This is a genomic window from Candidatus Falkowbacteria bacterium (genome assembly GCA_026396835.1).
GTDB lineage: Bacteria > Patescibacteriota > Patescibacteriia > Patescibacteriales > Patescibacteriaceae > Patescibacterium.
The window spans coordinates 162,423-184,501 of sequence record JAPLWA010000004.1 but is presented as its reverse complement, the minus strand read 5'-3'; the positions used below and the strand labels follow the sequence as shown (position 1 = coordinate 184,501).

Annotated in this window: 19 protein-coding genes; 1 reads left to right on the top strand and 18 read right to left on the bottom strand. The window is 38.0% G+C overall.

The window, feature by feature from the left end; all coding sequences use genetic code 11:
- Window positions 1–39 precede the first annotated feature (39 nt).
- The 4 genes from NTY12_01930 to rpsL form a co-directional block, all read right to left on the bottom strand.
- Complete coding sequence (locus NTY12_01930; GenBank protein MCX6792761.1) at window positions 40–450, bottom strand: hypothetical protein; 411 nt, start codon at window positions 448–450, stop codon at window positions 40–42.
- Window positions 451–543: 93 nt separating this feature from the next.
- Window positions 544–2,625 (bottom strand): elongation factor G, encoded by a 2,082-nt coding sequence (gene fusA / locus NTY12_01925; protein ID MCX6792760.1) that lies wholly within the window; start codon window positions 2,623–2,625, stop codon window positions 544–546.
- An 86-nt stretch (window positions 2,626–2,711) separates the two neighbouring features.
- A complete protein-coding gene (gene rpsG, locus NTY12_01920) occupies window positions 2,712–3,179 on the bottom strand; it encodes a 30S ribosomal protein S7 (GenBank protein ID MCX6792759.1) in 468 nt (155 codons plus the stop codon).
- Window positions 3,180–3,190: 11 nt separating this feature from the next.
- Window positions 3,191–3,619, bottom strand: coding sequence for a 30S ribosomal protein S12 (gene rpsL / locus NTY12_01915; GenBank protein ID MCX6792758.1), 429 nt, complete (start codon window positions 3,617–3,619; stop codon window positions 3,191–3,193).
- Window positions 3,620–4,241: 622 nt separating this feature from the next.
- On the opposite strand from rpsL, the gene NTY12_01910 reads away from it, so the two are divergent.
- Entirely contained in the window at window positions 4,242–4,832 is a 591-nt protein-coding gene (locus NTY12_01910; GenBank protein MCX6792757.1) for a hypothetical protein, read from the top strand.
- Window positions 4,833–4,884: 52 nt separating this feature from the next.
- On the opposite strand, the gene NTY12_01905 is transcribed toward NTY12_01910, so the two are convergent.
- The 14 genes from NTY12_01905 to NTY12_01840 all read right to left on the bottom strand — a co-directional run bounded on the left by NTY12_01905 (window position 4,885) and on the right by NTY12_01840 (window position 22,078).
- Window positions 4,885–5,571, bottom strand: coding sequence for a site-2 protease family protein (locus NTY12_01905; GenBank protein ID MCX6792756.1), 687 nt, complete (start codon window positions 5,569–5,571; stop codon window positions 4,885–4,887).
- 25 nt (window positions 5,572–5,596) lie between these two features.
- Window positions 5,597–6,307 (bottom strand): hypothetical protein, encoded by a 711-nt coding sequence (locus NTY12_01900; GenBank protein ID MCX6792755.1) that lies wholly within the window; start codon window positions 6,305–6,307, stop codon window positions 5,597–5,599.
- Window positions 6,308–6,357: 50 nt separating this feature from the next.
- A complete protein-coding gene (locus NTY12_01895; GenBank protein MCX6792754.1) occupies window positions 6,358–7,926 on the bottom strand; it encodes a glycosyltransferase family 2 protein in 1,569 nt (522 codons plus the stop codon).
- Window position 7,927: 1 nt separating this feature from the next.
- A complete protein-coding gene (locus NTY12_01890) occupies window positions 7,928–8,578 on the bottom strand; it encodes a DUF1361 domain-containing protein (protein MCX6792753.1) in 651 nt (216 codons plus the stop codon).
- A gap of 9 nt (window positions 8,579–8,587) precedes the next feature.
- Window positions 8,588–10,369, bottom strand: a complete 1,782-nt coding sequence (locus NTY12_01885) for a type IV secretion system DNA-binding domain-containing protein (GenBank protein MCX6792752.1) — start codon at window positions 10,367–10,369, stop codon at window positions 8,588–8,590.
- A 79-nt stretch (window positions 10,370–10,448) separates the two neighbouring features.
- Window positions 10,449–12,119, bottom strand: a complete 1,671-nt coding sequence (locus NTY12_01880; GenBank protein ID MCX6792751.1) for a hypothetical protein — start codon at window positions 12,117–12,119, stop codon at window positions 10,449–10,451.
- A gap of 438 nt (window positions 12,120–12,557) precedes the next feature.
- Window positions 12,558–13,769, bottom strand: a complete 1,212-nt coding sequence (locus tag NTY12_01875) for a hypothetical protein (GenBank protein ID MCX6792750.1) — start codon at window positions 13,767–13,769, stop codon at window positions 12,558–12,560.
- 115 nt (window positions 13,770–13,884) lie between these two features.
- Window positions 13,885–14,469 carry an RNA methyltransferase gene (locus NTY12_01870; GenBank protein ID MCX6792749.1) on the bottom strand — a complete coding sequence of 195 codons (585 nt, stop codon included), beginning with the start codon at window positions 14,467–14,469 and terminating at the stop codon, window positions 13,885–13,887.
- A 178-nt stretch (window positions 14,470–14,647) separates the two neighbouring features.
- Window positions 14,648–15,100 (bottom strand): hypothetical protein, encoded by a 453-nt coding sequence (locus NTY12_01865; protein ID MCX6792748.1) that lies wholly within the window; start codon window positions 15,098–15,100, stop codon window positions 14,648–14,650.
- Between the two features lie 55 nt (window positions 15,101–15,155).
- The gene (locus NTY12_01860) at window positions 15,156–15,446 is read right to left on the bottom strand and encodes a GxxExxY protein (protein ID MCX6792747.1); all 291 of its coding nucleotides are present in this window, start codon (window positions 15,444–15,446) and stop codon (window positions 15,156–15,158) included.
- Window positions 15,447–15,659: 213 nt separating this feature from the next.
- Window positions 15,660–19,463: a hypothetical protein gene (locus tag NTY12_01855; protein ID MCX6792746.1), complete on the bottom strand. Its 3,804-nt coding sequence runs from the start codon at window positions 19,461–19,463 to the stop codon at window positions 15,660–15,662.
- Between the two features lie 477 nt (window positions 19,464–19,940).
- The gene (locus NTY12_01850) at window positions 19,941–20,699 is read right to left on the bottom strand and encodes a class I SAM-dependent methyltransferase (GenBank protein ID MCX6792745.1); all 759 of its coding nucleotides are present in this window, start codon (window positions 20,697–20,699) and stop codon (window positions 19,941–19,943) included.
- A gap of 76 nt (window positions 20,700–20,775) precedes the next feature.
- Complete coding sequence (locus NTY12_01845; protein MCX6792744.1) at window positions 20,776–21,486, bottom strand: DUF5667 domain-containing protein; 711 nt, start codon at window positions 21,484–21,486, stop codon at window positions 20,776–20,778.
- Complete coding sequence (locus NTY12_01840) at window positions 21,479–22,078, bottom strand: RNA polymerase sigma factor (protein MCX6792743.1); 600 nt, start codon at window positions 22,076–22,078, stop codon at window positions 21,479–21,481. Before NTY12_01840 ends, NTY12_01845 begins: the two co-directional genes overlap by 8 nt.
- Window position 22,079 lies beyond the last annotated feature (1 nt).

Here is a 22,079-nt window from a genome sequence, read left to right as displayed (position 1 = left end):
GATTCGTTAATAATTATTAAAAATTAATTAAATATTTGTTTAAAAAGGAGTTTCTTCAATATACTGTCGACCTTCATCAATAACCTCTTCAGCTTCTCTTCGTCTAGATTCAGGGATAGTCCAGGGGCTAGTTTTTGGTTTTTTGCCAAAAGGATTAGCTTTTACTGGTCTGATTTCCTGTGCGACAGAAAAGTTAGAAGGCATAGAAACCGCCTCTTGGGGCGGTTCAGTTACTTGACTAGATTTCCATAGAGCAATATCGGAGTTTATTTTATCGATAAGCTGGTCTTCTGTCAAGCCTCTGACACCATTGGCTTCGGAAACTAAGCTCTCATACTGACCTAATCCAACGACCACAAAGGAATCATCTGGGTTATGTCGATCGTAAACAAGGAGCTTGTCCCCTGTCTTGGCTATTAAATTAATGAAACGCTCCAGGCGATCAGCCATAGTTGTGTCATTATAAAACAAGCAGGGTATTGCTTATTCTAGCGAATAAAAGACAACACGTCAACCTTTTTTATGTTAATATCTATAAAACAACTATTTCTTAGCGTTTTGCCCAATAATCTCTTCTGCGACGTGGCGTGGAACCTCATTATAATGTAAGAATTCCATGCTGTAATTGGCGCGACCTTGGCTCATTGAGCGGAGCTGAGTCGCATAGCCGAACATTTCCGCCAACGGCACTTTGGCGTCAATTACCTTAAGATTTCCGCGGTCTGTCATCTGATCAATCTGTCCGCGCTTTGAGTTCAAGTCACCAATAACGTTTCCCATATATTCTTCCGGAGTGGTAACTTCAACTTTCATAACTGGTTCTAATAAAATTGGGCTAGCCTTACGAACGGCGTCTTTAAAAGCCATGATACCTGCCATTTTGAAAGCAGCTTCAGAAGAGTCAACTTCATGGAAACTACCATCATAGACAGCGGCCTTAATATCAACCATTGGGTAGCCGGCCAAAACACCTTTATCCAAAGCTTCCTTAAATCCTTTTTCAATCGCTGGAATATATTCACGTGGAATAACACCACCTTTAACTTCATCAACGAATTCAGAACCTTTACCTTGTTCTTGTGGTTCAATCTTAATCCAACAATGACCGTACTGACCGCGACCACCAGACTGTTTAATATATTTACCCTCAGCTTCAGCCGGTTTACGAATTGTTTCACGGTAGGAAACTTGTGGTTGACCAATATTAGCTTCAACACCAAATTCGCGCTTCATACGATCAACGATAATATCAAGGTGAAGTTCACCCATACCGGAAATCAAAGTTTGGTTAGTTTCTTCATCAGATTCAACACGGAAGGTTGGATCTTCTTCAGCTAAACGAGACAAAGCCACGCCCATCTTTTCTTGGTCAGCTTTTGTCTTAGGTTCGACAGCAATTTTAATAACTGGTTCTGGGAAGGTAATATTTTCTAGAAGTACTGGGTGATCAACGTCACACAAAGTATTACCAGTATAAGTATCTTTTAATCCAACGACAGCGGCGATATCACCCGAGTAAATAGCTTCAATTTCTTCACGGTGGTTAGCGTGCATACGTACAAGTCTTCCAACGCGTTCTTTCTTACCAGTCTTAGTATTCAAGACGTAAGAACCAGATTTCAAAACTCCGGTGTAAACACGAACGAAACAAAGTTTACCGACAAAAGGATCGGTTGCAATTTTAAAAGCTAGAGCTGCAAATGGAGCATTGTCATCAACCTTAACTTCCATTTTTACGTCATGATCATCTGGATCAGTTGCTTCAATAGCCGGTGCATCTAGCGGAGATGGCAAATAATTATTGACACCGTCCAAAACTAATTGAACACCAATATTTTTTAAAGCCGTACCACAGAAAACAGGATAAATTTCATTTTTAATAACAGCGACACGCAAAGCTTTCTTTAAATCATCAACGCTAATTTCTTCACCACCTAAATAACGTTCAGTTAAAGCTTCATCTGTTTCAGCAATTTTTTCAATCATCTCATGACGATATTGTTCAACCTTATCTTTCATGTCAGCAGGAATTTCAACGTCAGTAATTTGTTCACCGTTCATGCCTTTAAATTCATAAGCTTTACGTTCAAACAAATCGATAACACCAATGATATTTTCTTCAGCTCCGATTGGTAATTGAACTGGAACAGCGCGTGGGTTTAAACGAGTTCTGATTGACTCAAGACTCATGTAAAAATCAGCTCCCATTTTATCCATTTTGTTAATAAAACAAAGGCGAGGGACGCCGTATTTGTCAGCCTGACGCCAAACTGTTTCTGATTGCGGTTCAACACCAGCTGCGCCGTCAAAGACCGCGATAGCGCCGTCTAGGACGCGTAGAGAGCGTTCTACTTCGACAGTAAAGTCAACGTGACCGGGAGTATCAATAATGTTAATACGATTGTCATGCCAGAAGCAGGTTGTGGCAGCTGAGGTAATAGTAATACCACGTTCTTTTTCTTGTTCCATCCAGTCCATTTCAGCGGCACCTTCATGAACTTCACCAATTTTATGTTTCTTACCAGTATAAAAAAGCACACGTTCAGTAAACGTAGTTTTTCCAGCATCAATGTGAGCCATGATACCAATATTTCTTGTGTGATCTAATGTATATTCTCGGGGCATAATTTAATTTATAAAAAAATAAAGATCAAAGAACAAAGAATAAAAAAATAAATTTGATTTTTGATCTTTGATCTTTAAACTTCGCGTTAGCGCGCAAAGTGAGCGAAAGCTTTGTTAGCTTCAGCCATACGCTGAACATCCAATTTCTTCTTAACAGAAGCGCTTTCACCGTTGGCTGTATCCATGATTTCTAAAGCCAACTTTTCAGCCATTGGCTTACCCTTACGAGCGCGAGCAGCTTCAATCATCCAACGACAAGCCAACATGAAACGGCGTTCCCCACGAACCTGGTAAGGAATTTGATAGTTAGCACCACCAACACGGCGACTACGAACTTCTAATAATGGAGAAACCATTTTTAGGGCTTTATTAAAAATATGGCGTGGATCCTGAGCGGTTTTGGTCTTAACAATCTCAAAAGAATCATAAACAATCTTCTGTGCCACAGCCTTTTTGCCCTGTGTCATTATATAATTGATTAATTTAGAAACTTCCTGATCGTTATAACGAGCGTCTGGATAAATTATTCTTTTGGGTGCTGCTTTTCCTCTCATATTTTATAAAATTAACTCTTAGTGGCTTTAGGTCGTTTATTACCATAAAGCGAACGGCTTTGGCGACGTGCTTCAACTCCCTGAGCGTCGTAAACGCCGCGGATAATCTTATAACGTACACCTGGTAAGTCTTTTGTACGACCACCTTTAATTAAAACGATAGAGTGTTCTTGTAGGTTATGACCGATACCTGGAATATAAGCTGTTACTTCCATACCATTAGATAAGCGGACACGAGCGATCTTACGCAAAGCTGAGTTTGGTTTCTTAGGTGTTGTTGTGGTTACCTTAAGACAGACGCCGCGCTTAAAAGGAGAACCTTGAATACGGATCTTCTTTTTACGATGAAGAGTGTCTAAAGTTAACTTAAGAGCTGGCGACTTGCTTTTAGTAACAATTCGTTGACGGCCCTTTTTTAATAACTGATTGATTGTAGGCATAATGTAAACTCTCGTACAATAAAAACCCCTAAATGGGGACAAAAATAAGAATAACAAAAGATCAATAAGACGTCAAGGGATTTTTGCTAGTTATTGACAAAAACTTAAAAATATGAAAAAGTATAGAAAATATTTCAAAATAAAGTGGAGAAAAGAATAATGTATACCATTTTTGTAGTTGCTCTTTGGATAGTTATATTGCTCATCTTTGGTCGCAAAGAATGGGCTGGTTTAGGGGTTGTTATGTGTCTCCCATTTTTCATAATCGGCGGAGTAATTATAGACTTATTTGCAGTTTTTATACACTTCTGGCCGTACGGTTTCTTGGCTCTGACGCATTAACGATATTATAGCGAAAAAGGGAGATATTCAATGATCTCCCTTTTAAATTAGCTAATATTAAAATAAATATAACGATATTGACAACATGTCAATAATCTGATTAAATATGAAATTACGAACTTTTAAAAACATTAAATAATTTATTAAGCTTCCGAATATATTCAGGAGTTAAATAAATTATTTAATAATTAAAAACTCAGAAGGAGAAAAATTGGAAGAATCAATCGATAAAACGTTAGACAAGCTAGAGACAAAAATTATCAACTTGTCAATAAAAGCTATGAAATTAGAAGACACTATGGTGTTTTTCATAAGGACAATATTTATTGCCTCTATAGTAGTGATACTTAGAATATATTTCACGCCCTCAATCCTGGAGACTAATAAACTAGGAACTTGCGGGGTGGATTTAGGCACTTTCATGGCAATATTTGTCTTTTTTATCACGAGAATAACGATGGGTCTTCAACTAGAGACCACTGCTATCGAGAAGGCAATCTCAAAAAAGTGCATCTACCGTGTTTTATTTAGGAAAAAATTTAGGGAATATTTAGCAGAGAACGTAAAATCTTTAGAACAGATTAGCGGCAACATTAATTTGGAAAATATAAACACTGAGCTAGATATAATTGACTCTCAATTAAATACCATAGATGAAGACAACGAAAAAGCACTAAACGAAGAGCTAATCATTCCGCAGAAACAAATCGAAGAAGCTGAAAATCAAATCCAGGAGGCGGAAAATCAAATCGAAACAATCGAGGACAAATATTACAAAAATTATAATAAAAACACAGAGCTTCTTCAAAAACAGAGGGATGATTTAATCAACAAAAAACGTATTTTGAAGCTAAAAGAAAATCTTCTTTAGCACAATAAAAAGGGAACATTATGCTCCCTTTTTTCATACACAATATATATTTTTACAGACCAGTCAACAAAGCAAATAACCAAACCGCGGCGTTAAAAATGAATCCAAAAAAACCAGACATAATAAATAGTAACAAGATGACAATACTATATCGCTCTATCTGATAAATAAACATCTTTGCTCTGCTGGGCAAGAAAGCCATTAAAACTTTTGATCCATCAAGCGGAGGAATCGGCACTAAATTAAATATGCCTAAAACCAAGTTGATTAAACAAGCGAGCAATGCAACTAAAGTTAAACTAGCAACAAGGGAGCCAGAAGTAAGAGCTAAAGCACTATCATTAGCACCTGATAATAAACTCACTGCTAACTGAGTTTTATCTGCCACTGGTAAAGTTAAGAATCGAGCAATTAAACCAAAAACAATAGCTAAACTAAAGTTTGTAATAGGTCCAGCGGCAGCGACTTTCAACTCACCATATTTTTGATCTCGTAAATTATAAGGATTGTAGGGTACTGGTTTGGCCCAAGCTAAGAAGAACGGCGCCTTAATTATAACTAAAAACAAAGGGAAAATAACCGAACCGACTGGATCAAGATGTTTCAATGGATTAAGAGTTAATCTCCCCTCTCTTAAAGCTGTATCGTCGCCGAGTCTATGCGCCATCCACCCGTGAGCATATTCATGTAAAATAGCCGAGCCAATCAATATTATGATTAAAAGAATTGTAACAATCATTTTAGGCTATTTAGATTTACTAAGATTAATATTTAACAAAATAATTAATTTTAGCCTTAACAGTTAATTCATCAACCAACTTCTTGGACTCTTCTCCAAGCTTTGTGTTACGCAAATTTTCCTTAATACTAGCCTTAGCGGTTGCTTCTTGGCCTTTCTGTATAGTAGTTCCACTGTCTTTTATATATTTTTCAACATCGGCGTCGCTAACGCTAACTTTGTCGGATAACATTTTTTCTAACTGTTTTTGAGTAGTAATCCTCTTTGTAAGATCTTCTCTAGTGATTTTATTTTCAACTAAAGCAGCATCTAAAGTTGTGCCCTGATCTTTTAGTTGAGCTTCAATTTTATCAAATTCGGCTTTAATATCTTCTGCGGTAACTGAAACTTTCCTATTGGCAGCTTCTTGATTAATAAGTCGTTCACTAATCATTGCGTCTAGAGCAGCCTTGCCAGATGCTTTTTCTAAATTTTGAACAAGCTCTAAACGACTAATAACAGTTCCGTTAACAGTTGCGGCAATAACAAGACTCTTAAAATAATAACCTAGACCAAGCACAACGATTACAATCACGGCAATAATAATTCTTTTAAGTGTAAGCACTTTTTTTAACCAAACTAATTTATTTGTTGCTGCGGGTTTTACTTCATCAACTACGTGTTCGTGGTGAGCTTCTTCTGTCTTTACTTCTTCCTGAGCATGTTCCTCCTTATGCTCGATTATTTCATTCTCCATAATTTTTTATTAATTTAATAATTTTTTTATTATAGCAATAATTCAAAATTTTACCTATGCTTAGGCGTTACCCAAAAACCCATATACTTACCAAACATTAAACGAGTTTGTGCCTCCAACCCAGGAATGGCGCCAAAAAATACAATAACAACCGGTAAAAATGCCCACTGGATAATGGTAATAATATATTTTAATGGTCCTAATTTCTTAGTTTTAGGCAAAATCATAATAGAAATTGATGCCGAAATTACCATTCCAACCATAGCTAAGGTCATCAGCCACTTTGTGACGCCAGGCAAATTACTAGACAACACAGTTGAATTAAATTTATCACCACCTAAGAACAAAGGTAACCAACCGATAACTGAAGTAATTAAAGCGTTAGTTGCCCAAGAATGAAAACCATAAAGTTGAACCGCGATGTGATTTACAAAACGATCTTTCTTTTTTATGGTCGGCCAAGCTTTAATGGTATTAAAAATTAAATATGGAATATTTTCTGCTCCCCAACCCCAGCGGCGTTGCTGTCTGTACAAACTACCAGCTGTTGTCCAATGATTAGAGTCCATGCAAATGTCCATTGAAACTGGAAAGTATAATGGCTCAACACGATAATCACCTTTATAAAAACAGAAACAATGCCAAAAAATTCTTGAGTCTTCACTTACCATATTAGTTGACCAAAAACCAATATCAGTTAAGGCGCGCCAAGTCATGGAGTGAGAAGAATAAGTTGCTAATTTCTCTGGTTTAATCTGTTGCATCATTTGCCAGAAAGTATTTGAAAAAGCAGCCACACGCGCAAAAAATGGCGCCTGCCAAATGTTATTATGATAAACCGGGACTGGCTGATAGCTAGCACGATATGGTCGCTCAACAGTTAAAAAACTATAAGTTAAACAATGGAAATAACCTTGATGAACAACAGTATCAATATCAAAAATATTTACTAAAATTTTATTGTAATCAATTTTTTCTGGATCAATCACTAAGCGTTTTAATTCTTTAGCAGCAAAAGATTGGTTTGCACCCTTACCTTTTAACTCGCCTTCAGTATTAGCTGGATGAGTTGTAATTATAAAGCGAGCAAATTTACTAGCGTATTCGGCTTTTATAATTTCTGCTCGTTTAACTGCGTCCTCGCCAGCGCGTTCTTCAATAGCCAAGACAACAATGAAACGATCTAGTGGATAGCCAGCGGCAACAATACCATCAAAACAAGACCGTATAACTTCAACGCCCTCATTATAAGTTGGCAAAATTACAACTTGCCATAAATCACGCCATGCTAAATTAACTGTTTGTCCAGCTTCATCAATCGCAATAGTTCTCTCCCCTAGTTCTTCGCATTTTTTTACCCAATCAATTTTTAATCGCTTCTTCATCATGCGATAAGAGATTAAAAGATGTGTGGCTAAAAACATGACTAATAAGAGCCAATAAATATCAAATAAAATAACAAAAACTGCTGTGCCGATTGGCGCTAGAGATGACAATAAAATTAAACCGACAATCGTACCCCAAGACAGTGCGCCAGGTAAAATTTCTAGAGCGCGATAAAGCAAGCGATCTTTGCCGCTTAAATCTGTGGCTTTACTAATTTTTAGATAATCAACCATCTTATTCTAATTTTGGTTTAATAAATATTTTCTCACCAACAATATATAATCCAAGCAAAAGAACAAAAGACATAAATAGGTTAAACATTAAAACCGGTTCATAAAAATACGTCAGCGCAGTTTTTAAAATCTTTGGTAGATCATTAATGATATTCCAAGAATTAAACCTATTAACTAATCCAAGTAATAAACCAAGCGCGGCCAAAAAACACATTAAGACCATAAAGATAAAGCCGTATAGCTTGCTAAAATATTTTGTTACAGCTTTTTTCATTGGCCTAAGTGACAAAACAAAAGCTGGCCAGCCAATGGCACCAAAAGCAAAAAAGAACAGTGTCATCCAGGCATTATTAGCACAAACCTTGCCATAAGAGTACCAAGGGCAATAACCAATGACATGCCTCGCATCGGTCATAAGATACGCCGCATTTGGGAAAATTGCAAGCCAAACAAAAAATGAACCTAATTTTATATACCATTTCTTATTTGACAACAAAAGCTTAGCCGCCCACTGAGCTGCTAAAATAGCTAAGATTGCTAAAAATATATTCCAAAAAATAAATGACGCAGGGTAGCCATTAACATTCAAATCAAAAAAGTTTAGAGTACTACCAATAAAAACATCTGCTGGATAAGCCGAATTAGTCATCATAAATATAAATTAAAGATTCACTCGTTGACCTGGATTTATAGTACCGCCCGATGGATAATCATTATTTACAGGCGGAGTTGAAACGACTGGCGCTGGTCGAGCTTCTTCAACTCGACGAGGAATATCACGCAAAGAAAGCATTGGTGCTGCTTCGGTATTTCTGACAGGCGCTTGTTTTAAAGTCGATAGTTCAGCTTGTTTCAAATTTTTTCTTTCCGCTGTTTCGCGTGCTTTTTCTTCACGCAAAATAGTTAAACAATCCTTACAATAGACTGGTCTTATTCCATCTGGTTTAAAAGCAACTTTTGTTTCTTTGCCACAACGAGAGCAAGTGGCTTCATTGGTATAAATAGAAGGATCAGCTTTAGGTCGTGGCGCAGGCGGAGCGACTGGAGCCTGACGTGGAATATTTGCCACGGCGTTCGCCACGCTTTGGCTTAGATTTTCAATTCTTGGCGCAACGGTAATCTTGGCGGCTGGAGCCGGCGCAGGGTTGACCTTAGGAAGATCTTCGTCGGCTTGATGCCAGCGCATAATAACACTTTCAACTTCTTCACGCGCACCAGCGTATGTTTGTCTAGTAAAATCAATCACCTTTTGCTCATTACCAGTTCTTTCTTCTTCGGTTAAAGGCGCTAAACCACGAGCTGAAAAAGGATCGCTCGCTACACCGTCAATCATTAATTTCAAAACAATATTATATTTTGGCAAGTTAACTAAATCTTCTTCAGTAAAGACTGGGGTAAATTCTTTAACTAATTCTTCGGCGTCGGTCGCGCCAACACGGAAAACAACTAAAGTACCAACGTTACCGAAAACGGCAAATTTAACTTTTTCAGAAAGCTGTTCAATATACTGGTGACCCATGATTAGGTTTAGGCGGTATTTACGAGCTTCTGACAAAATGTTAGCAAAGCTGTCCGTCGCGAAGTTTTGGAATTCGTCGACGTAAAGATAAAAGTCGCGACGATCTCTTTCATTAATATCAACTCGGCTCATGGCTGCTAACTGAATCTTAGTAATCATCATAGCACCCAGTAATTCTGAGTTATCTTCACCAATTCTTCCCTTACTTAAGTTCATGATTAAAATTTTACCTTCATCCATGATCTTTCTTAAATCAATTGATGATTTTGTTTGACCAACGATATTTCTAATCAATGAACTGGATAAGAACTGACCGACTTTGTTTTGAATAGGAGAAACTGCTTCAGACGCAAATTTATCAGCATAACCAGCAAATTCTTTAACCCAAAAAGCTTTAACCACTGGATCTTGAATTTGCTCAATAACTCTCTTGCGGTAAGTTTTATCAGATAGCATTCTAGTAACGGCCAACAAAGTTGAGTTTGGATAATCTAAAATAGCCAAAATAGAGTTTCTTAAAATGTATTCTAATCTTGGTCCCCAAGAATCGGCCCAAAGTTTTTCGAACACGCCAATCAAACCAGAGGCCACTAAGTGACGCAAATGTGGTTCAACTTGTTCGACAACGTTAAAAGCGATCGGATAATTAGTATCACAAGGATTAAAATAAATTATGTCTTTAATACGTTCGTTCGGAATGTATTGAATTATTTTTTCTGCCAAGTCGCCGTGTGGGTCAACTACTGCTACGCCCTTGCCTTCTCTAATGTCTTCTACAATCATATTTTCTAAAATTGTAGACTTACCCATACCAGTTTTTCCAATCAAATACATATGACGACGGCGATCGTCATCTTTAATACCAAATTTTCTATATTGATTGCGGAAAGTTGTTTCCGCAAAAAGTGTTAGCTTGTTATCCATAGGTTGTTTTAGAATGAACGAGAATGAATCAAACCCGCCTTCGTTAACTTACAGTTAACTTCGGCGAGGCAAGAAAGAACTAGTCGACAAATGGCAAATTAGGCGGTGGCTGGCCACGACGAGCTTTCGGCTCATCATGAGTTTCAAGCGCAACGCTAATTTCATGAGGTGTATAAGCCGGTTTATCATTCGAAGCATCAGTGTAGGATGACTTTTCATTTACAGGATCGGCTGCCGGCATTTCAGGCTCAATAACTTCTGGCTCAACAATAGCTTCTTCATTAAGCGCTTCGTCATCATCCATAAAAGCAGGCTTAGTCGAAGTTTTTTTAGTTTCAGGTTTAAAATCTTCTTCTTCAGCTACTGCATTATCATCTTCAACTTCAAAATCTTGATCAAAAATTGGCTCACGATTAACTGAAGATTTTTTAAGATCTGAACCAAAAGGCAAAGACATTGGCGGCTCAACACGGCGAGCACTGGCACGTTGCACCAAAGGCGCCTTAACCACGGCGTCGATTGGGAAATGCCATAAAGTCGCCAGTTCCTCAACGTTCAAAATCCACGGCTTGCGGCCACGCATTTTACTGCGGCTCTTATAGCCGCGCATAATATTATTTTTCTTAGTAATTACTCTTTGTTTAGTAAAAAAGTAATTTGCCGAAGTCATCGTAATCTTTGTATCTGGTTTTAATGAATTTAAACCACCAGTATTAAATTGTTTGATATATCCTACAAAACCGTTAACAGCCTTAGGAACATTCTTTACTTCTTTACGAGCAAAATAAATCACGCGAATACAAACTTCAAAACCAAGTTTTGCAACTTTTGCTTCAACCGCTTCAATTTGAGCTTTTTCAGCCGGCTTAAGATTCATCATCTTAAGAGGGTCAGCGTCTTTCTTTTTAGTTGCATCAATATCGCCCCAAATACTATAAACTTGTTCACTGGCATCACCCATCCAATCTACAATCTTATCAACAGCGTTATTAGCGCCACTAGCAGCCTTTTTCTCGCCTAGAATCTTACCGATAAAACCTTTTTTAGCATCCTTCCAAGCTTCATCAGTCGGGACTAAGACTATTTGATACCAAAGCTGCTCGCCACGCTGCAGGCTGCTCATTAAATCCATTAATGAAGCCATGGTATCCCGATATGTAGTTTCAGGTGCACCAAATTGATGCTCAAATTCAGGGTAGGTTCTAATTGGCAACAGCTGATCCTTTACTTGAACAAATTCAGACCCCCAAATATCATACTCTTCATCAGGATAAATATTAGGCGCAGCCGTTGTATAATCTTCGACTTCATAAATTTCCGCGTCAGGATACTGAGAGTAAACAGCCGTCTCGACTAAATTACGAAATTTTTCAGGCGCTCTAACTAAAAATTGAATATAGCCTCCAATTGAAACAATTTCAAAACTAAAACCGAGTTGGAATTTTCCTTCCCACCATGTTTCAATTAAAGATAGGGTTCCATGAGCACCGGCGAAATAGACAAACATATTCTCAACCGCCATCAAAGATTGAGCATTATTACGCGGAATATCAATCGCTAACAAAATAAATTTCTGTTGTGCAAACCACAAACCTTCACGATGTTCTAGCCAAAGCTGAATAATTCCCCAGAGTGTAACAAAAGCCACCGGCATCCAACCGAAGTACCAAAAAAACAGTCGCCACAAAATTGTGCCGGTAGGCAAATAAAGCAATTGTTCAAAACCGCTTATATCAATATTAACTACCATATTAGTCTTTTAATTTTAGCACAAAAATTGCTTTTTCTAAAATATCTTATTCTTTCTACCCTGCCCCCAGCCCCTCCCCACGCAGAGCGTAGGGAGGGGTGTCTTATCTTCACGTAAACACTGGTATGAATATGTCGTACAGGCTAAAAACTATTTCGGTATTAAAAGAGTCAAGGGGTTTGGGGGCTGAATTGAGCGCCGTGATTGGCGATATAAAAAGTGAACAATGTAATAGCGAATTGAAGCCCCCAAAACTTTTGTTGCTTTTGGTTACAAAAGCAAGCCCCGCGGCAGCGTTATAGATAGAATGTTTTCATTATTAACAAGCTAAACACAATGGTACTTAGAGAATAACAGCCAATCCTCCTACGATCTGCGTAAGGAATAAAACAAAACAAAAAACCCCAGGTCCAAGACCTGAGGTTTTAATTGTAAATTTTATTTAACCGCAATGTATTTATTACCAGTAACTCTTTCAAAACGCTTCTTATTCATAAGCGCTAAATCAATTGTAGTCTTCTTAACCATGCGCTGTTTCATTACTTCTTCAGTGATTTCTTTTTTGCTTAATGGTTGTTTAGACTTACTGAGAATATCGATAATAACATCGGCGACGGTGCCCTTAGTATAGCCCCATTCTTTTAGAGCATATAGACCACGTCCAACTAAAACATACTTACCGTCAAGGATTAATTCATTGTGAACAGTTGCGGTGTTAACCTTTTTACCATCAAAACCTGTCTCGTTAATTTTCTTAGAGATTTCTTCGTAGTGCATTGGTTTGGCATTGTTCTTTAACACCAAATAAATCTTATCATTAATTGTTTTAGGATTAATTTCACGTGAACCACCATGGCCCCAGTGACCGAATTTATTCTGTTCAATATCAGCAATTGCTTTCAAAAGTGAATATAAAGGCTTTTGATCATTAGCTAATTCAAGCTCTTCATCAGGAATAATTCCGCGTAAAGCTTCAACTAAATTAAGGCCTTCCTTGCTCTGTAGTTTACCTTCGTTCTTATTATAGCTATCTAAGCCACGAACTAAAGACAATAATTCTTCAGTAATGAACAAGCGCTTAGCAGCTTTAACCTTAGTCAAAAGTTCCTTGGTCATTTCTTCTAGATGATCAAGTTCTTGATAGCGAAGTTTAAAAGCAGGATTAAAATTAGCAGAGCCTTCAACAGCCGCAATTTCAGCATCCATTATCTTAGACAAAAGGAAATTAAAATGATTTCGATAAATCAATGGATCTTCATCCTTGATCTTACTTTGATCTAAAGCTAAAGAAGACAAAATGTCAAACAGATATTCTCTATCCATTAATCCACCATGGTCCTCAAGCAAACGAGTTACCAACATCTTCAAATCAGACATAACAGCAACTAGGTCCTCAAGTTTCTTAAGTTTAGAAATACTGCCAGTTTCAATCTGACGGACGCGTTCGCGGGTCAAATTATGTGACTTACCGATTTCTTCTAAGGTAGCTTTAGTAGCGCGATTAAGCCCAAAACGACGCTTTAAAATATCGCGTTCTCGCTCGCCCAAGCGCTCTAATAAAGTTTCGATGATATCAGCAACGTGAAGATGACCGATTGTCTCGGCTTGCTTTTGGTTGATGATTTTTTCTAGAATTGATTCTCCTGCCATATGTTTTTTAGTTATAAAACCGGTAGCGCATATGGGCTACGACACCAGTTCAATAAAGTGTTGTAATAAATGTATGGCTCAAGTATAGCATAAAGCATTAAAAAAGTCAACAATGTCAAGCTGACCACTTTTTTAGCAATCTCCCCTGCTCCAATTTTGTCAAAAAATACCTATTTTTAGCCTTTTTTTGAGCTCTTTGCCTGTCTAATTCAGCTAAACAGACAGCGGCTGTAACTGACAAATTTAGGCTTTGGACCAGGCCCTTCATTGCAATATACACAGTTTCGTGGGCTAATTTTTGTGCCTTGATTGACAAACCGCGGTACTCGTTGCCGAACATTAAAACAGTCTTAGGTCGAGTCAAATCTGCTTTCCTAAAATCTTTAGCTTTTTCATCTAGGGCGGTGGCAATAATATAGTAGCCGCGACGCTTTAGAGTACTTAGGCATTTAATTGTAGAAGTAAAGAATTCCATATCAAGCCACTTGCTTGCCGAAGCTGAACTAAGATGACCAATTCTTCTCGGATTAAATCTTTTTTCTTTTTCAAAGATAAAGCAAATCTTTTGGATACCAAAGGCATCACAGCTACGTAAAATCGCTGCCGCATTATGTGGATCATGAATATCTTCCAGCACCACGACCCCCTGCTGTCGGTTCTGAATAACCTGTTTTAATTTTTGTTCTCGTTCTGGTGTCATGATTTTATTATAACAAAAATTTATAATATATACAGATTTTGAACATATTATATTTAAATCAATTTTCCGTACCCTACCCGTGGTAGAGACAGGTTCTGTTTTCATATAAACGTTTTTATAACATTCCCCATGGTAGAGACAGGTTTGAAACCTGTCTCTACAGACGTTAAATATGTTTTTACGATAAATTATTTCTATCCCTCTCCCAATTATATGGATTATTTAAAATATATTCCCTGATATTATTTAATTCCCTTTCATTCCAGATAACATGGTCGTAATAACGCGTTTGCCAAACAAATGGAACATTGTTTTTATTGGCATATGTTTTAACGGCAATTTTATATGATCGAATTATTGATGCCAAATTTTTTGATTGCGGACCAAAAACATTACCATTATATAATGGTCGTGCATTCTGTAGAGACGCATAATTATGCGTCTCTACCAATTCGTTGTTTCTCCTTGGTGGGTGATTACCCAGTAGAGACGCGCCATGGCGCGTCTCTACCCAAACATTGTTGTTTTTATTCACATTATCATTGCCATGGCGCGTCTCTACCTCACGTTTATGCGACCCCAATGTATTATTTTTATTAATCACAATAATTCCATGCACGTGATTCGGCATAACAATAAAATGTCTGAACCACAGATATCACAGATTATATGATGCGCACAGATGATTATTTTACATATCTCTTAACATCAACCCGTTTTGCTCCAAAATTGATTAACAGGCCAACCTTAACACGATAAGCCTCAATATAATTTATGGCTTGAGTCGTATGAACATCCTCTAGCGCAATCAAAGCCTTTAGCTCGACCATAATATCATTATCAACTAAAAAATCTACACGCCGATTACTAATTTTTATACCATCGTAATAAATATCCATGTCTTTCTCTCTTTCAAATATTAAATTTTCTTTAGCAAATTCATAAGCCAAAGCACGTTGATTGTACCTTGAAAGCACACTTAATAATTCGCTGAGTAATTTCTGATTTATAATAATTCATAAGTTAAAATAAAAACCCTCTTTCAAGAGGGTTTTTATTATCTGTGCTAATCAGTTCATCTGTGTTATCTGTGGTTCAGACAAAAAAACACCCCCAACTCTTTCAAGGAGGGGGTGTTTCTCATTCTAGACTATCCGAAGATAATCAGAACTACTAGCACTCAAGCAATATTATTGAGTAAGTGTAGTACCACCGAATGGGAAATTCTTAATCAAATAAGTATTGTACCAATCAGCAGATGAAGTAGGAGCTGCTAGAGCACCAGTGTTTGCAGTTACAGCAGCGGAGTGCGCAACTACAGAGTTGTCAGACCAAATAACATTGTTAGTTGGGCTTGTTCCTAGTGTTGGAGCAGCACCTGCAGTATCTAGAGTAGTATATGGATTAGCCAAAATACCCAAAGATACTGTTGTTTGACCAGCAGTGGCGTCAACATCGTTCAAATATGTATATGTTGCACCTTGAGCTGCTGAGTCATTACGCATATTAACTGTAATACCATCCTTGTCGGCTGGGTGAGAGAAACCACTTGGGGTTGCCCAAACAGAATATGTGTTTGATGTTCCCTTAGCAATAACTTCTTCACTTGCCCAAGTAATGAAGGCCTGTGAAGTACCTTCAGCCAAAGAGTTGATTGATTCAATAGTAGTACCGTCGATCTGGTGGATATCAACGTTTGAGCTAATATCTGTAGAACCACGATAAATCTTGAATGTACCAGCAGTTAATGTGTCGTTAGTACCAACGTTGTCGCTTAATGTGACGTCTAAGACAATCTGTTTCAATGAAACATCTTCCTTAGAGTCAGCAGCAACTGTGAACTCATAAAGTTTGTTGGCGGTTCCGTTAATCAATGTGCCAGTAAGGGTTGACTGAGAAACAGTCAACTTTGTCTTACGTAGGTACATATCATGTGCTGCCAAAGGTAATGCAGTAACATCACTCTCTGATAGAACGGTGTTGCTACCATTCAAACCACGAGCTTCAAATGTTCCAGCAACGTTAGACAAAGTAGCTGAAATAGTAGTACCTGAAGTAGCACCATTTGAAATGGTGTTCAAAGTACCCTTAACAGTCAATGTCAAGTTACCATCTTTTGGAACAATGAAATCAGTTGTGAATGAGTTGAAGTCGGCGTAGTTAGGAGTACCGCTTGTCAAAGATACGTCGTTAGTAATCTTTGTTGAGCCATTCCACAAGCTTAGAGAAGAAACTTCTTCAATAGCAGGGGCTGGAACTTCAACACGGACCTTAGCGATACGTAGATCTTCGCGAGTAGCAGTAAACTTAATTTTACCTAATACTTCATTGTCGCTACCGGCAATGACTAAACGAGATTCACTCTCGGCGTCATCTGGAGCAAGAGCGGCAGACAAAGTACCTGAAGCAACGATAGTGTGAGTTGGACCAGTTACGGTACCAGAAACGTTAACGCTGTTACCTTCAGTATCTTGAACTGTAGCATCAGAGGTTGAAGCAACATCGAGTTTCAATGTTGTTGAACCAGCGATTGGAGTTGAAAGAGTGTTTAGGTCAACAGTGGCTAGCAAAGTCTTAGTTGCACCCTTTAGAACAGGAACATTCAAGTTGCTGAAAGTTACTGTTGTGCCAGACAAGGACTTGGTTTCACCAACCTGGTTTGTACCATCCCACAATTTAACATTCAAGACACAGTTAGCTGGTGTAGAACAACCATTAGCACCAGTAGCAGTTAACATAAGAGAGGTTAACTTAATATCTTTACCAGTACCGGCAGCGATATTAATACCTGTCATAGCAACGGCAGCTGAACCATTGATGTAGGTATGAGTGGCTGGAGTACCAGCTAGGCTCAAAGTAACAGTACCGGCTTTTACGCGGTGGGTGTTACCAGCAATGGCTGTGCTTGGAACTATGTTGGCTAGAGCAACATATTGATTGGTGTCTAGATTCTTGATGGCTGAAACACCAAAGGCACTCAAAGTAGCTTTGATTGATTCATTAGCAGCAGGGGTAAAGTTAGCTATATCAGCTGTAACCTTAATGGTACGAGTCTGATTGGCATTAATTGTCCAAGTATCAGAGTAAGTCAAAAGTTGGCTTGTATCTACACCTGTTCCGCTAACGTCCTTAGGACCAGCTAATAGCTGACCAGTGGTTACGTCAGTGAATTTAATGTCAGTATAGTTAGCAGTTGTGCCACCGTTTGACAAACCGCCTGAAGCAGAAGCTGGGGCGTCTAGAGTCAAACCTAGGCTACGAACTTCGATGTTGGACTTCGCATTCATTGTAAAGCGGAAGATTTCAGCATCTTGCTGTTGTACGGCGTAGTCAGTAACGGATGGACCTTGGAAAGATAGAGTTACCTGTCCTGCTTCGATAGTTGTATATGAAGCATCTGTCCATGTTGGTGTACCAACAGTATTATCATAACCTGTACGAGTAACAGCAGCACCATAACCATAAGTATTACCTGTGGCATATAGGTCAGCTGAGTTGTCCAAGTAAATAATACTTGTGTCGCCTGAACGAGCAGCGGAAGCGACGTCGGCGTAAACTTCAAAAGTCTTAGTTATACCCTTATTAAGAGCATAAGGAGTTGAGAAGTTCAAGACGATTGTTCCGTTTGAATTCATTGAAGCAGCAGTAGCTAAAGTAGTACCAGCTTGCTTCAAGTTGAAGTTGGTCATATTACCATTTTGGATATTACCAACTTGGTATAGGGTCAAGTTCTTGATCATCAAGTCTTCGGTTGAGCTAGCTTGCAAAGTGAAAGCAGCTACCTGAGCTTGTAGTTCACCAGCCTTTGGAGAACTTAGAGAACCGGTTTTAGCAATTGTAATAGCACCACCAGAAACGTTAGTAATACTCATTGTATTACCGGCGACTGGGAATGAACCACTTACAGTAGCTCCGTTTGCAGCAATAGCTGAAGCAAGAGAGATACTGAAATTGTCATTACCTGTTGTTGCTGAAGCATTAACGTCAGCAACGATGCTCAAAGTTTTGGTTGTACCCTTTGTTACGGTGTAGTTAACATTGCTAAAAGTAGCTTGGTTGGTGCTTGAGTTGACTGAGCGACCAGTTGTTAAACGAGTCATGCCATCATATAGATAGACATTGTCAAAGTCAGCGGCTGAACCAACACCACCACGAGTTATAACAACTGTATCCAAGCGAACGTCACCATCGTTGGCGGCGGTAACATTGAATTTTGTGTAAGTAACGCGAGTAGCACCTTTAGTTACGTTAGCTGAAGCTGGAGTGTCGGAAGACAAAGCAACTGACAAGCCAGAACCACTAACAGTTCCACTTGCACCCATTGTTAGGTCAGTCAAACCTGATTCATTACCAGTAATGTCTGTTCCCATTGGGGTCATTGTCATAGCAGCAGGAGCTGTTTGGACAAAGGCGAAGTTGAATTTGTTAGCATAGAAAGCAGCTTCTGAAGCAAACTTTCTGAAGTTTGTACCATCGAAGTAGTAAACGTCAGCGCTTGAACCCTTTACTAATGAACCAGCAGGATATACACCAGCTGTTAAGGCTGAAGTAATCTGATAGTTAGTAAAGAAAGCATCTGAAACGTCGATAACTTTCTTGGCCCAGTTGGAACCGAACAATGAGGAAGCGTTAGCTTCGCTGACAATTGAACGTAGTTTACCACCTGGTTCAACTGCGTAAACAGTTGGATTGGTTGTGATCTTGATCAAAGATGTACCTGGGCGGACAGTAACGTTGGCGCCTAGAGGGTAGCTCTCCAATTCGGATTGAGCAACAGTCTTAACGTTGTTAAAGTCTGTGAACCAAGACATGTATGTGTTCTGTTGTGGGAAAACATAGCGCTTACCACCCTTGTAGTAATAAACAGTCGATAGACCATTCATTTTGATTAGGTCACCATCCATAGCTGCAGCTTTGGCAAAGTTAATGCCGCTGACAGATACGATAGTAGCCAATACTAGGGCTGAAGCAAAAATCTTTCGTACAGTATTCATAATTTCAATAATTTCCTTTTCATCTTTTAAATCGCAAATAATACATCAATCGGAATCCCGCTTCCCCGCATCAACCAAAACATAAGTTTTAATTAATGGCCGGAGAGTAAAGCATAGGGTGTTCACTACTCCACATAACTTGATTCGTAATCTTATTACGTTCTAGTTGATGCGGAAAAAAGCTAAATCGATGTATCATCAAACCCTATAAATGAAACTCAGAAAGTTTACTTTCCGAAGCTTCAGCGTAGGGAAGCTTTTTAAAAAACTCTTAGGTTTATAATCACTCTGTTATAAAAACAGAATGAGTAATGCTTGTCGCAAAGACAATCGACCTTTTTTGCATTACTGCCCAACGTAGCCACCGGCTAGCCAGGTCTCTCCACATTTCTTATTCAAACTCTAAGTCCAAATAAGTTTTACTGTGGATATGCGAGACTACTATATATAGTAAGCTCACATATCAACAGTATGTTGCTATTTAATTTTCAATTTTTGCAAAACTCTGTAAATTGCATTTACCATTTTCCAACCCGGATTATTTTCCCATCGCTCGTAGGCAATCGTGTTAGCTGAACTTACATTAGTAAATGTCTCTGTTATCTCTCTTTGTGAACAAACAGCAATAAAATATAAAGCTTCTTTTGTCTGATCATTAAACAATACTGTCCCCTCTGCCTTATCATTAACTTTAATAACTGAGCTTAAAGCATTTTTCTGCTCAATGATTTTCACAAAAGGAAAAAACTTTTTTAACAAAGTCTCAAATTCTTCTCTAGTAAACTCTTTTAAGTGCCAAGGATTAGTCTGCTTAAAAATAGTTTTATTAGGGGTAGAAATGAAAACTAAGCCGTCATGCTTAACAGCTCTTTTAATTTCTGCTAAATAAGCTTCGATTTCAGGCAAATGTTCGATGGTTTCAAAAGAAGTAACAACATCAAAGCTTTCAGTTGTTAAATCAATTTTTGTAGCATCGCCCACTCTAAATTCTAAATTTTCTTGAGAATAGTTTTTCTTATCTTCAGCAATAGCCGCTTCATCAATATCCATGCCTAAAACACTTTTTGCTCCGTTATTCGCTAGGAAGGCTGCGCCATAACCAGAACCGCAAGCAATATCTAAAACTTGCTTGCCCGCTGTTAAAGGGGCGACAAACTGATAACGAATAATATGTTCGTCGTAGAGAATGGTTGATTTTGATTCATTATTTATTACCAGTCTCTCTACGTAAGTCATTTGGTTACCTATTTTCAATTTACATTGATTAATTTTTGAATAAATCCGACTCAAAAAATAAGCACTGCAAACTGAATTATTTTAACTGCTTACCAAGCTCATCTAGCTTAGCGGCAGCACCATTATAGTTTTTATCATTAAACAACTTCTCAGCCTCAGACAATGTTTTCTGATTGTCTGGTGAAGCAATATCAATACCATTATTATCTTTCGATAATTCAGCACTGACCACATCGTTGTCTTTAGTATCTTTAGAAGCAGTTTGCGGATTAATTGGTTTTTTAGCTGTTTTAATCTTAGTTAAACGATCGCGAACAGTATTTATTTCATTCTTAAAGCTAGTAGCTAGTTCTTGAACGCGAGCATCATTATTATCCTGCTTGTCCTCACTAACAACCTTTTCAATTTCAGCAACACGTTGAGTAGCAAATTCTACATTCAACTTTGCTTTAGCAGTTTCATTAAAAGTAGCAAGTAGCTGAGCTTTCTCACTAATTGATTTAGCAACATAAAGAGGTTCACCAGGAGTTGCGTTACGAGACATACGAACACTGACGACACCGCTCATAACAAAGAATAAAGCGATAACAGCGGCGATTGGAGTTGGTTGTAGTATGCGCTTAGAAATAAGAGAGAACTTCTCAAAGAATCCTAAAGGCATATCAACATATTCTGCGCCGTTGAAGATTTGATATAACAAAACCTCTCGGTTACTTTTAACCCAGTTTGAATCAGCTTCTATATTCTTAAGTGCTGATAGATTTTTTATCAATTCTCGTTCAGTCATTTGAATTATTTTTTTCAGTCTCTTCGTTATTAATAATTTCTTGTAACGATTGCAAAGCTCTATGAGCTAAGACGCGAACGTTGCCGCTGGTCTTACCAAGAACTTTTGCAATTTCAGAAACTGATAGTTCGTTGATAAAGCGTAAAATAATTATGTCGCGATATTCATCTTTTAATAAAGGTAATTTTTCTTGGACCAAAGATTTGAAATCAATGTCAGTCACTACCTTGTCATGAACATTTTGTTTTTCGTCGACTGTTTCTTCTGCGGCTTCTAAGGAAACTGTATCCTGATTTTTTGTCTGACGATAATGATCGATGATTGTGTTACGAGCAATTTTATAAAGTAACGGTTTCAAAGTGTCGTAACTTTCTAGATTGCCTTCGTAAACATAATTCCAACATTTCAAGAAGACCATTGAAGTAATATCTTCGGCTTCATCTTTATTGCCTAGTTTGAAATAAACAAAGCGTTGGATCTGATCAATATAAAGATCATAGGCCTCAATGAAAGCCTGTTTATCTTTGTGCCTTTTAAGCCGTAAGAATAGAACTTGTTCGCCGCCAAAAATGGAGGCCTTTTTATTCTTCATG

What these genes read in the sequence shown, in the direction of transcription:
- NTY12_01930 (MCX6792761.1), bottom strand. Translation starts at nt 450, where the DNA reads ATGGCTGATCGCCTGGAGCGTTTCATTAATTTAATAGCCAAGACAGGG.
- fusA (MCX6792760.1), bottom strand. Translation starts at nt 2,625, where the DNA reads ATGCCCCGAGAATATACATTAGATCACACAAGAAATATTGGTATCATG.
- rpsG (MCX6792759.1), bottom strand. Translation starts at nt 3,179, where the DNA reads ATGAGAGGAAAAGCAGCACCCAAAAGAATAATTTATCCAGACGCTCGT.
- rpsL (MCX6792758.1), bottom strand. Translation starts at nt 3,619, where the DNA reads ATGCCTACAATCAATCAGTTATTAAAAAAGGGCCGTCAACGAATTGTT.
- NTY12_01910 (MCX6792757.1), top strand. Translation starts at nt 4,242, where the DNA reads ATGAAATTAGAAGACACTATGGTGTTTTTCATAAGGACAATATTTATT.
- NTY12_01905 (MCX6792756.1), bottom strand. Translation starts at nt 5,571, where the DNA reads ATGATTGTTACAATTCTTTTAATCATAATATTGATTGGCTCGGCTATT.
- NTY12_01900 (MCX6792755.1), bottom strand. Translation starts at nt 6,307, where the DNA reads ATGGAGAATGAAATAATCGAGCATAAGGAGGAACATGCTCAGGAAGAA.
- NTY12_01895 (MCX6792754.1), bottom strand. Translation starts at nt 7,926, where the DNA reads ATGGTTGATTATCTAAAAATTAGTAAAGCCACAGATTTAAGCGGCAAA.
- NTY12_01890 (MCX6792753.1), bottom strand. Translation starts at nt 8,578, where the DNA reads ATGATGACTAATTCGGCTTATCCAGCAGATGTTTTTATTGGTAGTACT.
- NTY12_01885 (MCX6792752.1), bottom strand. Translation starts at nt 10,369, where the DNA reads ATGGATAACAAGCTAACACTTTTTGCGGAAACAACTTTCCGCAATCAA.
- NTY12_01880 (MCX6792751.1), bottom strand. Translation starts at nt 12,119, where the DNA reads ATGGTAGTTAATATTGATATAAGCGGTTTTGAACAATTGCTTTATTTG.
- NTY12_01875 (MCX6792750.1), bottom strand. Translation starts at nt 13,769, where the DNA reads ATGGCAGGAGAATCAATTCTAGAAAAAATCATCAACCAAAAGCAAGCC.
- NTY12_01870 (MCX6792749.1), bottom strand. Translation starts at nt 14,469, where the DNA reads ATGACACCAGAACGAGAACAAAAATTAAAACAGGTTATTCAGAACCGA.
- NTY12_01865 (MCX6792748.1), bottom strand. Translation starts at nt 15,100, where the DNA reads ATGCCGAATCACGTGCATGGAATTATTGTGATTAATAAAAATAATACA.
- NTY12_01855 (MCX6792746.1), bottom strand. Translation starts at nt 19,463, where the DNA reads ATGAATACTGTACGAAAGATTTTTGCTTCAGCCCTAGTATTGGCTACT.
- NTY12_01850 (MCX6792745.1), bottom strand. Translation starts at nt 20,699, where the DNA reads ATGACTTACGTAGAGAGACTGGTAATAAATAATGAATCAAAATCAACC.
- NTY12_01845 (MCX6792744.1), bottom strand. Translation starts at nt 21,486, where the DNA reads ATGACTGAACGAGAATTGATAAAAAATCTATCAGCACTTAAGAATATA.
- NTY12_01840 (MCX6792743.1), bottom strand. Translation starts at nt 22,078, where the DNA reads ATGAAGAATAAAAAGGCCTCCATTTTTGGCGGCGAACAAGTTCTATTC.